A 13,517-nucleotide genomic window follows, 5' to 3' on the forward strand; every position below is an offset into this window, starting at 1 on the left:
ATTGAGCTTAAATTTAAGCAATTTTTTTACTATATTTATAAGTATTGTTTTAGAGGCACTGCCCTTTATAATATTGGGGTCTTTCTTGTCGGCTCTTATTCAAATATTTGTTTCAGAGGAAACCATAGCTAAAATAGTGCCTAAGAATAAAGTTCTTGGATGTGTTATAGCGGCTATGACAGGATTGATATTTCCAGTATGTGAATGTGCCATAGTTCCCATTGCAAGAAGACTAATTAAAAAAGGAGTGCCCATAGGTATAGCTACTACCTTTATGATATCAGTACCTATTGTTAATCCGGTGGTATTATTATCTACTTATTATGCTTTTAATTATAATATTAATATGGTAATTATAAGGGGGATAGGAGGATTCCTAGGGGCTGTAGCAGTGGGTATTTTGATTGAAGCTTTCACCTGCAATGGTAATATTATAAAGAATAATAACGTATATACTCATGACTACGATTGTAGTTGTGGATGTAATATTTCCTACGATAATTCAAAGTTTGCGCAGATATTATCCCATGCCAGCAGAGAGCTTTATGATATAGGAAAGCTTTTAATATTAGGGGCCGGTATTTCGGCAGCTTTTCAAATTTTTATACCAAGAAGCTTTATCAATACTTTTGGACAAGATAGAATAATATCCGTATTAATTATGATGTTATTTGCTTTTGTAATCTCTTTATGTTCTGAAGCAGATGCATTTATAGCAGCTAGTTTTACTAATATGTTTTCCTTAGGTGCTATTTCATCCTTTTTAATTTTAGGTCCTATGATAGACATTAAAAATACATTGATTTTATCCTACTCTTTTAAAAAGAGTTATATTATAAAGCTACTGATTTTCGTGTTTATTTTATGTTTTATAATTGGAGAAATAGTAAATGTACTTAATGGATTGGGGATGATAACATGAAGAGATTTAATATAAACGAATTTATATGGTTTTTAATCTTATTTAGCTTTACATTGTTTCTAAGTTATATCCTTTATACTGGAAAATTGAGCATTTTTATTCATCCTAAAATGCATAAAAATATAATTTATACTATTTTAGCTCTAAGCTTGATTACTGTATTTCAATTCACTAAAGTATTTACAATAAAGAGAAATGAGCCATTAAAGAGCGGATATTTACTATTTATTATATTTTTATTAGGAGGAATTGCAGTTTCTTATTCCGGAGGGTTGAATTCTGGAGTTGCTAAAAACAGAGAAATATCCTTAAATTTTTCAAATCTTAATAATAGAAATATGAAAAATTTTAGGATGAATGAAGATAAGATAGTACTTAAAGAAGAAAATTATGTGGATACTATACTTTCTATAAATAATGACCTTGAGAAATTTAAGGGAAAGCATATTGTTATGGAAGGTTTTGTGTATAGAGATAATAATATAAAAGAGAATCATTTTATTACGGGGCGGTTTACTGTAGCTTGTTGTGCAGCGGATGCTCAGGTTATAGGAATGATATGCAGTTGGAATAAAACTAATACTCTCAATAATGATATTTGGGTTAGGGTGGAAGGAGTAATTGATTCTGGTATATACTATAATAGTATTAGTAAAACTACAGAGGAGAAACCTGTTATACTAATAAATAAGGTAGAGGAGATAAGCAAGCCGGAAAATCCTTATATTTATTAGTTTGAGATTTTTAAAGGTTTAACTAAAGAAAGGAGAACAGCCGTGTTTTTTATTGGTATTTTTGGTGTAGAAGATAAGCAAAAGATTATAAAAAACTTAGGACAAGTACAATGTAAAAATTGTAATATAAATAATATTAAGCTCATAAAAAGCTATAGATTTTTTCATTTCTTTTTCCTACCTTTATTTAGATGGAATGAACGGTATTATGCTATTTGTGAAAGCTGCGGCATGATTTATGATATTCCAAAGGAAAAGGGGCTAGCGGTAGAACGCGGGGAAAACATTGATATAACCTATTGGGATTTAAGAGCCAATGAAGATATAAGCTATGAGGTTTATAATATCTGTGAAAGCTGCAGAAATAAGGTAGATAATAGTTATCAGTATTGTCCCCATTGTGGCCATAAGATGAGATAAGGTGAACTTTTATAACAAAAGGATTTATTACACCATTATAATAGTGTAATAAATCCTTTAATCTAATTCTTAAACTGTAATTTATTATTGCTTATATCCATCTGGTCGAGTATACCTGTTATATAGCTTTTCATAAAGCTATCAGGTGCATTTTGCCATAATTTAAAACCCTGTGAATTTATAAATTCTTCTTTGTTTTCATTTGCAGTACCCTCAAAGTATTTTAAATTAACTAATTTCATAGTTTCTGCCATTAGAGCTTTTTCGGAATCTGTATAACCATCCATTTTTGATAAATTTTTATTAGCTCTATTATTAGCTCTATTTTCAAAGAAGTCTTTAGAGTAGGTTTTAAAGCTGGTGATATTCTTATCTTTTATTCCTTCTTGTTTTGCCCAAGCTTCTACATCCACTTTTGAGGTAAAATAGTCATAACCCTTATTGTTAGAATATTTAATTACTCCATATTGCTGAGGATAGACCCCGAGAGAGCTTGTTGCAATATCATAAATTGATTTGTTATCTTTTTTGTAAAGAGCTATGTCTTGTATATGGATATGACCGCTTAGGACTAAATCTACGCCACAGTTTTGAAGTACTTCTATGGCATCTTCATTATTATCTAAAGTATAATTTTCTTTTAATAAATTATTATGATCTAATAAATTATGATGCATTACTGTAATAAGTTTCGCTTGATGCTCCTTAGCTAAATCGCTACATTTTTTTATCCATTGAAGGGTTTCTTCGCTAATCATGCCATATACTTGAGGAAAACCTAAAGCTTCGTTATTTCCATATTGAGCTGTATCAAGCATCAATAGCCAAATATCCTCTGAAGGGGATACTAGGTAGCTTAAAGTATTTTCATCTCTAGAAATAGCTTCGCTATAACCAAAGTCCTCGTAAATTTTAGCGAAATCTTTATTGCTTATAGTATCTGTTTTATATTGATTACTATTTTTAAAACTTCTGGCATGAGGATTTTGAACATCATGATTTCCCGGAATAACATAAACAGAGGTTCCTAATTTCTCTATGTTCTTTAATTTTTTCGATAATTCCAAGTGGCTTTTAGCTTCTCCGTTGCTTGTCAAATCTCCACTTATAATCAGTATATCTGGTTTTTTATTCTTAATATCTCTGGTAAAAGCATTTACTATTTCATCTATATAATTTAATTGTTTTCCATCTCCGCTATTAATAAACTCTTGAAAAGCTTCTCCTCCATCTGTTAAATCCTTAGCTAAATAATGAACATCATTTGTAACAAAAAAAGTGATTTCTTTACCGGATTTAATTTTAGAAATTGAATTAAAGGTTTGGCTACTGCGGCTATGCCATAATAAGCTTAAAATAATAAGAATGAATAAGGGTATTATCAATTTTGGCCTAATCTTCATAAATAAATTTACCTTTCTAGTAGTAAGATTTAATACTTTGCTCCCATAGATTCCCCCATTAGGACTTTAGTTTCATAGCCTAATTTAGTTTGTTCTAATATATCCTTATCCATGCTTATAGTGTTTTTTTCGAAGAATAACACTACAGTAGAACCACCAAATTTAAAATAACCTTTTTCATCGCCTTTTAATATTTTTTTATTTGGTTCATAGGTCTGTATTATAGTTCCTACACAGGTAGCTCCTACCTCCACATAAAGTACCTCTCCAAAATTTTCTGATTTCAGTATGCTCCACTCTCTTTTGTTTTGGCAGAATAATTTAGGAACCTTGTCAAAAGCTATGGGGTTCACTGAATAGTAATGTCCTTGTATTTTTTTTGTTTCTGTACAGATACCATCATCTAAAAAGTGAAATCTGTGATAATCTGTAGGGCAGAGTCTCAATATTAGACAGACACCATCTTGATATTGAGAGGCTACCTTATCATCGTCAATTAATTCCTTTAAGCTATAAGTAATTCCTTTTACTCTAACCAAATTTTCCATGTCTATATGGTCATAGGCTAATAATCTTCCATCTCCAGGGGAGATCAATACATCTTTATCTCTATTTATGGGTCTACCTTTTTCGTTAAGTCTTCTTATGAAGAAGTCATTGAAGCATTTAAAATCTTCTAATGAATCTTTACAGATAGACATGTCAATATCGAAATCCCTTATAAAATTTTTAACTTTTTTCTTACTTAAACTGCTGTCACAATAAGCGCCATATAACTTTGAAAAGAATTTTTTCTTTATAAAAAGCTCCAATAAACTCATACCCATAGGGGAAGAGTAGTTCCATTTAAGATATTTTTCACCTGCTACTTTTTCAATTTCATAATCCTTAGTATTTCTATCATAAACTTTTATCATTTTAATCCTCCTATAATGAATAGGCCGCTTACTTTTGCCTTAATTAACAACAATAATTATATCATGTATAAAGCTTTTTAATAAGATATTATTTAGCGCTTTATCTATTTCATGTATAATCAAAGTACAGAAAATTAAGTAAAATTGTACTTGCTAGTATTGTATGCTATTATAAGTTAGTGTATTATATTATAGGTGAAAAGGATTAAACGATAAATTACATGGAGTGATAAAAATGAATAAAACTAAAAAAGCTATATTTCAAGCTGCTATTAAGGTTTTTTCTATGGCAGGCTATAATGGTGCTACCATGGATGATATAGCTTTAAATGCAGGGGTTGCTAAAGGAACATTATACTATCATTTTAAGAGTAAGGAAGAGATTTTCAATTACATAATAACTGAAGGCATGACTGTAATGACTGAAGAGGTTGATTCAGCTGCAAGCAAGGAACAAGATGTGCTCATGAAGCTTAAAACTATGTGCAGGGTGCAATTGAAGCTTGTATATGAAAACAAAGACTTCTTTAAAGTAATTATGAGTCAATTGTGGGGACAAGAGCTTAGACAACTGGAGTTACGAAAGGTTATAGGCAATTATATCTGTGCCATAGAGAAATATTTAAAGGAAGCCATGGAACACGGTATAGTTAGAAAAGGGGATACTTCCTTCATGGCGTACACTCTGTTTGGCACACTATGCTCTGCAGCAGTTTATGAGTTAATAAATAGCGAAAATACAGATGTAGATCAGCTTATAGATAATTTAATGAGTTATGTTTTAAATGGCATTAGCGAGAAATAAAGAAAAGGCGAAGATTCGCCTTTTTTTATAGTTTACTTTTAATAATCTCTGTAACCTTTGCAGGAAGTTCTTCAGTTTCTTCCTTTGAAAGACTGGCCGTTTCAATTAACGGATGAATATACATCTCCACCTCAGCAGGTTTAATTCTATTACCATTAGCCTCCATTAATTTATAAGAACCTTTAATAGTTACAGGGATAATTGGAACCTTAGCCTTAGTAGCTAACTTAAAGCTTCCCGCCTTTAATTCGCCTATATTATCGCTCTTACTTCTTGTACCTTCAGGAAATATAACTAATGAATAACCATTTTTTAAAATTTTCACACCTTCTGCAATGGATTCAGCAGCTTTTCTTATATTACTCCTATCCATGAATACACAATTCATATATTCCATCCAATCGCGAAGAAGCGGTATCTTTTTCATTTCTATCTTTGCGATATATCCTTTAGGCTTATCTATATAGCTCATAAATAATGCAATATCAAAATTACTTTGGTGATTGCTTACAAAGAGCACAGCTCCATCCTTTGGTATATTTTCTTCACCATATATCTTAACCCTTGCTCCACTCATTTTAACATGAGATAGTGCCCATTTAGAGGTGGTTTTATGTACATATTCTTCCTTTTCTTTTAAATTTCCTTTCTTTTCTAAGGACTTAACCTTGTACATTTTTGGAATAGTAGCAACTAAGCTTATAGCAAAGTTTGAATACCAAGCAATTGTTCTTAACATATTAGCCTCCCAGTAAATTTCAATATTTTTCATATGGTTAAATTATATTATATTTTCAGAGCTTTATAAATTTTTTTGTCACTAGTAATTAAAGTTAACAATTTGTACTTATTTTTTATATTGACAGGAGAAGCAAAAAGAGTTATAAATATAACTGACCAGTCAGTATAAAATGACCAGTCAGTATAAAAAATGAGGAGAGGTGAAGTTATGAATTTTTTAAAGATCGCTTGGCAGGACATTTCTAGTATTTTTAAGAACAAATTTATAAGAATATCAGTAACAGCAATTATAGTAGTTCCTCTTTTGTACAGCTTATTGTATCTTGCAGCTTTCTGGGATCCTTATAACAGACTTTCCGATTTACCTGTAGCAGTGGTAAATATGGATAAAGGTTCTATGATGGATGGAGAAAGCGTAAACTATGGAAAAGATATTGCAGACAAGCTGAAAGAGAATAACAAAATTGGCTGGAGATTTGTGTCCTATGAGGATGCTAAAAAAGGTGTAGAAGGAAAAGACTATTATGCTATGTTCGTGATTCCAGAAGACTTTTCAGCCAAAGTTATGAGTGCTAAGGATGGAGCGCCAAAGCAACCAGAGATATTATATACAGCTAATGAAAAAAGAAATTTTTTAGCGGCTCAAATAAATGGAAAAGTGCTAGTAGAACTTAAAGCAGAAATAACAAAAAATATATCTAAGGAATACACAAAAGTAGCTTTTGATAAGCTTCATGAAATAAAAGACGGTATGAATAAGGCATCGGATGGAAGCAGTGAGCTTGCTGATGGTATAAATACCCTAAAAGATAAGGTTCCAGATATGAAGGATGGAGTAGGTAAGCTTTATGATGGTTCCAATCAGCTAAAAGAAGGCATAGGACAATTAAAGGATAATACTCCGGCTTTAGCAGGAGGAGTTTCTAAACTATATGAAGGCTCTTCAGTTATGACTTCTGGCATAGGAGAACTAAAAGGTAAAACTGATGAAATAACAAAACTTATAGTTCAAAACCCACAAATAAAAGCTTTGCTTTCACCAAGTACTATTCAGAAGGTGAATAAATTAGCTAAAGATGGAGCTTATATAGCTTCTCTTGATACTTCCGTTTTAGATAATATAAATCCTAATACTGTTAATACTATTTCTAAAACTGTGGTAGACGTTAATTCTTTAGTTAATTCTAAAGAGCTAAAGGAGATTTTAAGCACACCATCTATTCAATTAGTTATATCACAAATGGATTTTAGTAAGCCGCAAAATGCAGCAGCCCTTAAAGAAAGGGTTGATAACTTAAATGCATTAATGAGTGACGTTCAATTACTAAAAGGCACAATTTCAAAGGTAGATTCAAATAAACTAAATAATATGCTTATGCCTTTAAAGGATTTAGCAGTACTTGCAAATCAAAATCCTGCAGCCTTTGCTGCTAAGGTAAATGATTTGCATAATACTTTAGCAGGGGCAGCTGCTTTGGCTAAGGATAAGCAAACTATAGACTCAATGAATCTATTATTGAGCAATATGGATAATGTAAAAGCTTTATTGGGTACAGCAACTAACTCTATGGCAAAGATAAATATATCTGATAAAGATAAGGCTGAATTAGCAGCCTTAAGTGACAAGGATTTAGCAGCTATAAGCGCCAATAAAGATGCTATGGTATCTGCTATAACTAATTTAACAGCCAAGGGCATGTTAAGTCCGGAACAAGCAAGACCTATGATAGCAGCAATAAAAATTGGAGCGGATATGAGTCCAGCCTTGAAAGATTTAATGAATGTGCAGCAGGCGCTAAACAATCCTAGTACAAAAGTATTGATGAGCAGCTTACAAGGATTAGATTCAAATAAATTAAAAGCTAGTGCTGCAATGCTATCACAATTACAAGCTAATGGTCCATTCATAGAAGGAATGGCAAATAATATAACTTTAGATAATATAAAAGCATTGATGCCTTTGATGGAAGTTACTCAAAATCTAGATAAGCTTAAGAACGATTTATCTAAAAATGAAGAGAACTTAAAGCTTTTAGATGAAATAATGCAAAAGTCTCAAGATGGAAGTCTTCAAAAGCTAATGCCTTTAGTATCAAAAGTAAAAACAGATATGGATAGTTCAAAGCCATTAATAGATTCTTTAATGAAGGATCCAACTTTACCACAAAAATTAGCTAATTCTTCTGAGTTGGTAGCTAAGTTAAAAGCTATGCAAGGTGATGTAAAGGATAGTTCAGATTTAATAGCTATGGCTCAAAGAGCTTTAAATGAAGGAAATATAGAAAAAGCACAAGGTTTTATCAATGCTATACCAAAGCTTACAGAAGGAGTTAACAGCCTATATGATGGAAGTAAGCAAATTAATTCTGGATTAGCTCAATTAAATGAAAAAGTGCCAGCTTTAGCTTCAGGAGCTAATAAATTGTATGATGGTTCATCACAATTACAACAGGGACTAAAACAGCTTAATGACAATATGCCTGAGCTACAGGATGGAGCTCAAAAATTAGCTGATGGATCAAAGGAGTTAAAGGATAAGTTATCAGAAGGAGCAAGTGAACTAAATAAAAACTTAGTAAATGATAGCGAAACCATGAGCAAATTTGTTTCTGAGCCTGTAACTATGGATGAAAAGCCTGTTTATTCAGTGAAGGATTACGGTACAGGATTTACACCTTACTTTATTCCATTATCTTTATGGGTAGGAGCTTTGATGATGTTCTTCGTTATAACAGATAAGGTAGACGAAAATATTAATGCAAGTCCTGCTTCTGTAGTAATTGGTAAGTTCTTATCCTATGGATATATAGGAATACTTCAAGCAGTATTAGCTAGTGTGGTAGTTTTATTCTTAGGATTAAAGCCAGCCAATGTTCCTCTCTATATATTGTTTAATATATTTATGTCCTTTGTATTTATAGCTATAATACAAAGTTTGATATTCTTACTTGGAGAGGCTGGAAGGTTGTTATCAATAGTATTATTAATACTTCAATTAACCTCTTGCGCAGGAACCTTCCCATTAGAGGTAGTACCTACTTTCTTTAAGGTGTTAAATCCATTTATGCCGTTCACATATTGTGTTTCTGGCTTAAGAGAATTAATATCTGGAGTAGATTATAGTGTACTTGCTCATGATACAGCTGTGTTAGCTGGGGTTATGATTACTTTCTTAGTAGTTTCAATACTCATGAAAGGAAGAGCCGACAAGCTTCAGCAGAAGATAAGAGAAAGAAAAGAGTCTGTAGTAGCATAATTATTTATTTAGAACCTCTTTGAGTTTTATAACTAATAAAATTCAAAGAGGTTTTATTGTTATTAAAACAGAAAATTTTACTAACAAAAAGAAGAATAAAAAATATTGACATTAAAATAATGAAATTGTATACTGAATATGTAAACGCTAACACAATGAAATGAATATAACATTCTCTGCTATTGTTAATTATTAAATATATTTACATAAAACGTTTAAATTTTCTTAAATATATTTTATAATAGTTAAGGAGTAATCACTTTTAGGCTTTCAATTTATAATTATTATTTACTTAGCAATGAAAAATTCATGAAAATGAGCAGTTCATTGTTTAGTTTATTTACATGAAAATTTGATTTTATAGGAGACTGCGAAAAAAGGTGTTCTATAGGTTTTCCTACACCGCGCGTGGAGCCCCACGAGCGGCCCGTGAAAAAGAACACCTATGTTTTTTCACATTCTCCTATAGGTAAAGATTTTAATTAAGGGAAAGTTAGTTTGCTGATAAAGTGATTTGTTATGATTATAGGAGGAAACAACAATGTCAATCACTATAAATGATATAGCGGAGAGAGCGGGAGTATCTTTGGCAACAGTATCTAGAGTTATGAATAATTCTGGATATGTAAAAGAAGAAACCAGGAAAAAAGTCATGGATATAATAGAAGAATTAAATTATGTTCCTAATGCCATAGCTAGAAGCCTATCAACCAGTAAGTCTAATTCTATAGGAGTTATTGTACCAGATATAAACAACCCTTTCTTTGGGGAGGTTATAAAAGGAATAACAGATGTGGCAGATCAAAATGACTTGAATATAATATTATTTGATGCAGATGAAAGCATAAAAAAGGAAATAAAGTCTTTAAAAGTTCTAAAGGAGCAAAGAATTCAAGGAGTGTTAATAGCTCCAACCTCATCTGAAGATGACTTAAATAGTGAGTATATAAAAACTATTGAAAGTTTAAATGTTCCTATAGTATGGATAGATAGCAATGTAAAGTATACTAATTTTAGTGGTGTATTTGTAAATAGTTTAAAAGGGACTTATGATGGGATAGAAGCTTTTATAAAGGAAGGCCATAGAGATATTGCCATAATTACTGGAAGAATGAACTCTTGGTCAGCGCAGGAAAGACTTCTTGGCTACAAAAAAGCTTTAGCCATGAACAACATACCTTTAAAAGATGAGTACATGCTTTACGGAAATTATAAGCAAGAATCGGGCTATCGTTTAACAAAAGAAATATTAAAAATGGAAAAAAGACCTACAGCTATTTTTGTTTGCAGTAACATGATGACCTTGGGGTGTATAAAGGCTCTAAAAGAAGAAAATATAAAAATACCAGATGAAATGGCTATAATAGGTTTTGATAATATAGATATTCTTAATGTAGTAGGAATGAATATAAGCTTTGTAGTAGGTCCTTCTATAGAACTTGGAAGGGCTAGTATGAAGGTTTTATTGGATATATTAAATCAAAAGGATAGTAATGAAATAAAGAAAATAACTTTAATGACGGACTTACAATTAAATGGATCAGAAAGATATTTAAGATAGCAAGGTGAATTTAAGATAAACAATTTCAATAAATAATGTTTTAACTTTATATAGAGTAAGAAACAATATGAGAGATTGTTTATCTATAAAAAATTCACTTTATTAAATAATCAAAATGTAAGCGCTTATATAAAATTCATATTTTATATAAGAAGTATAATTATTTTCTAGTAAAACAAACTATAATTATGATAAAATTAATATAGATGAAATTATAAAGCAATTTGGTAATATGTCAAGAACAAAATGAAAAGAAAAAGAAATGATTTTTAGAAAAAAGGGTAACCTTAATAGACATACAGTCAAAACAGAATGTATGTTCGTAAAATTATATGGATTTATCTACTCTATTTGAAGAGTAGAGCTGATTTTTAGCCAGCAATCCAAAAATCATACGAATTAATTTACGAGATGTTAGTGCGAGTGCTCGTTTGTGCTGATGAGTAGTTACTTCAGCAAATTTTCTTTGATAGAACTCTTGATATTCAGGAATGTGTCTTATGACGCTTCCGGCAGCTTCTATCAGATAATAACGCAAATATCGGTTGCCTGCTTTGTTCATTGGGGTGTTTTCAACCTAGACGCCACCAGGATAACTATAATGCCACACTAACACTGACTGTTTAGCAAAAGCAACAGTCTTAGGAAATGGCTGTGCACTACCTAGTTCTGCAAGGATACCACTGGAATAAACAGGACCAAAGCCAGGGATTGACATGAGAATTTGATATTCCACAGGATTCATTCCCATAACAGCTTTTTCAATAGCCTTATTAATAGCTTTAAGCTCCTTCTCAAAAGCCTGAATACAGTTGAAGGAACAAGCTATAGATGTCGTTAAAGGCTCATATAGGCATTTATCAAGGCGATATGAATTACGTGCAGCTTGTTGCAGCACCTCAGCAGTCATTTGAGGATCAGAAATTCTCTTTCGACTCTTTGTATTGACGAAATCAACAAGTTCTTCTATTGAAGCATTTGCAATGTCTTCAGAAGATAAAAAATCAGTCAGAATAGAGGAAGCGGTAGCTCCATATTTATCAGAAAAAGGATGTTCAACACCCTGTAACAAAGCAAATTCGCTGAACTTGAGAAATACATTGGATAACATGTATGTTTTCTCTCTAGTTAAGCATTCAACTATATGAAGCCTGTGTCTTGTAAGCCTTTGTAGAGCAAGGTATTGAGAACCCCGCCAGGGTTCTGTATGGATTCTTCCAACTCTTGCAAAGTCAGCAATAACAAAAGAATCAATGCCATCATTTTTGTCCAGAGCATTAAAGGAATCTTTGTAGTTCGCAATTTCCTTAGGATTCAAGCAATAAACAAAAGGCTTGAAGGCCATAAGCTTTTCACTTGCAGATAAGAAGTTGGCTATATGTACTCCATAAAATGAAGTGGATTCTAAGCCAATTATGACAGTTTTAAAGGTATTAATGCTAAGTATATCCACAAGCATAGCTTCTAATTGTTCTGCACCAGATTGCGTGTTAGGAACAGGCTTCATTTTAATTAAAAACTCCTGTTCAAAGTTAATTGCAGAGACAACGTTTTGTCTCGCACCAATATCAATACCAACAAATAGAGTTGATAAGTAATCTACTTTCTTCATGAAATCACCACCTTTCGAGAGTAATGAAGAACTTAGAAAGGAATTATCCTAATCCAGAGCACTGACTGCACCCTCGCGTAATCAGCATTCATCCATGCGAAATACCTTGCTGGTGGCTACGAATGGAGATGCAACATTTGTGTAAGCAGAATGTGATACTCTGGTCAGGCTGCAAGCTTTACAGGCAATAACACAATGTGTTTTGCAGGAGTGATCAGCAGTAACCTTTACTAAAGTTCCGTTAGAACTATTTTAGCATTAGGAAATTCCTTTATAAATAGTTAATGAAATCTGTATAGATAGGAATGTAGAACAGACAGCAATTACGGAATTGGGAGAATACCCACAGAAAACACAGATACGTTCTTATCTATACTAAAATATAAAAAATAAATAAGTTTATAGCAGTCATTTAACTGGTTATAAACTTATTATACGAGGAGTGTATAAGGATGAAATTAAATAGTTACATTGATCATACTTTATTAAAGGCGGACGCAACGAAAGAACAAATATTAAAGGTTTGTAAAGAAGCAAAGGAATATAATTTTGCTTCTGTATGTGTAAACGCTTCCCGAGTTTCATTGGTAAAAGAGCAGTTAGAAGGTAGTAATGTTAAGGTTTGCGTTGTAGTAGGATTCCCTTTAGGGGCTACCACAAAGGAAGTTAAGGCTTTCGAAACTAAGCATTGTATTGAAAATGGTGCTCAAGAAGTAGATATGGTAATTAACGTAGGAGCTCTAAAAGATAAAGATTATGATTTAGTAAGAGAAGATATAAAAGCTGTAGTAGATGCGGCAGATAAAAAGGCTCTTGTAAAAGTTATATTAGAGACCTGTCTTTTAACTGATGAGGAAATAGTTAAAGCTTGTGAATTATCAAAGAAAGCAGGAGCAGATTATGTTAAGACTTCTACTGGATTCAGCACTGCAGGAGCAAAAGTAGAGCATATAAAACTTATGAGACAAACTGTAGGAGAAACTATGGGAGTAAAAGCTTCAGGTGGAGTTAGAACTAAAGAAGACGCTGAAGCTATGATAAATGCAGGAGCAAGTAGAATAGGTGCTAGTTCTTCTGTGGAAATGGTAGAAGGAAAAAAAGCAGAAAACAGCGGATATTAATTTTTAGAGTATCTGGAGGTAGAAA

10 protein-coding genes and 1 pseudogene are annotated in these 13,517 nt (G+C 32.0%); 7 read left to right on the forward strand and 4 right to left on the reverse strand.

Annotation, left to right across the window (positions count from 1 at the left end; translation table 11 throughout):
* Position 1 precedes the first annotated feature (1 nt).
* From BN2665_RS01985 to BN2665_RS01995, 3 genes are read left to right on the forward strand one after another with little or no spacing between them, the layout of a single operon-like run.
* Entirely contained in the window at positions 2-922 is a 921-nt protein-coding gene (locus BN2665_RS01985; protein ID WP_055665441.1) for a permease, read from the forward strand.
* Positions 919-1,656, forward strand: a complete 738-nt coding sequence (locus tag BN2665_RS01990) for a TIGR03943 family putative permease subunit (RefSeq protein ID WP_055665442.1) — start codon at positions 919-921, stop codon at positions 1,654-1,656. Before BN2665_RS01985 ends, BN2665_RS01990 begins: the two co-directional genes overlap by 4 nt.
* Before the next feature lie 42 nt (positions 1,657-1,698).
* Positions 1,699-2,076 carry a zinc-ribbon domain-containing protein gene (locus BN2665_RS01995; RefSeq protein WP_055665443.1) on the forward strand — a complete coding sequence of 126 codons (378 nt, stop codon included), beginning with the start codon at positions 1,699-1,701 and terminating at the stop codon, positions 2,074-2,076.
* 62 nt (positions 2,077-2,138) lie between these two features.
* Here the strand turns inward: BN2665_RS01995 and BN2665_RS02000 are convergent, their stop codons facing one another.
* Both BN2665_RS02000 and BN2665_RS02005 read right to left on the reverse strand, forming a co-directional pair.
* Positions 2,139-3,479, reverse strand: coding sequence for a metallophosphoesterase (locus BN2665_RS02000; protein WP_055665444.1), 1,341 nt, complete (start codon positions 3,477-3,479; stop codon positions 2,139-2,141).
* A gap of 29 nt (positions 3,480-3,508) precedes the next feature.
* Positions 3,509-4,396: a phosphatidylserine decarboxylase gene (locus BN2665_RS02005; protein WP_055665445.1), complete on the reverse strand. Its 888-nt coding sequence runs from the start codon at positions 4,394-4,396 to the stop codon at positions 3,509-3,511.
* A gap of 235 nt (positions 4,397-4,631) precedes the next feature.
* On the opposite strand from BN2665_RS02005, the gene BN2665_RS02010 reads away from it, so the two are divergent.
* A complete protein-coding gene (locus BN2665_RS02010; RefSeq protein WP_055665446.1) occupies positions 4,632-5,201 on the forward strand; it encodes a TetR/AcrR family transcriptional regulator in 570 nt (189 codons plus the stop codon).
* Between the two features lie 25 nt (positions 5,202-5,226).
* Here the strand turns inward: BN2665_RS02010 and BN2665_RS02015 are convergent, their stop codons facing one another.
* Entirely contained in the window at positions 5,227-5,940 is a 714-nt protein-coding gene (locus BN2665_RS02015; protein ID WP_055665447.1) for a lysophospholipid acyltransferase family protein, read from the reverse strand.
* A gap of 210 nt (positions 5,941-6,150) precedes the next feature.
* On the opposite strand from BN2665_RS02015, the gene BN2665_RS02020 reads away from it, so the two are divergent.
* Both BN2665_RS02020 and BN2665_RS02025 read left to right on the forward strand, forming a co-directional pair.
* Positions 6,151-9,198, forward strand: a complete 3,048-nt coding sequence (locus BN2665_RS02020; RefSeq protein ID WP_055665448.1) for a YhgE/Pip family protein — start codon at positions 6,151-6,153, stop codon at positions 9,196-9,198.
* 541 nt (positions 9,199-9,739) lie between these two features.
* Entirely contained in the window at positions 9,740-10,759 is a 1,020-nt protein-coding gene (locus tag BN2665_RS02025; protein ID WP_055665449.1) for a LacI family DNA-binding transcriptional regulator, read from the forward strand.
* A gap of 328 nt (positions 10,760-11,087) precedes the next feature.
* On the opposite strand, the pseudogene BN2665_RS02030 reads toward BN2665_RS02025, so the two are convergent.
* A pseudogene (locus BN2665_RS02030) lies at positions 11,088-12,371 on the reverse strand (IS110 family RNA-guided transposase).
* A gap of 452 nt (positions 12,372-12,823) precedes the next feature.
* On the opposite strand from BN2665_RS02030, the gene deoC reads away from it, so the two are divergent.
* Complete coding sequence (gene deoC / locus BN2665_RS02035; RefSeq protein WP_055665450.1) at positions 12,824-13,492, forward strand: deoxyribose-phosphate aldolase; 669 nt, start codon at positions 12,824-12,826, stop codon at positions 13,490-13,492.
* Positions 13,493-13,517 lie beyond the last annotated feature (25 nt).

Origin of the sequence: Desnuesiella massiliensis, from assembly GCF_001403615.1 — a bacterium.
Lineage (GTDB): Bacteria > Bacillota > Clostridia > Clostridiales > Clostridiaceae > Desnuesiella > Desnuesiella massiliensis.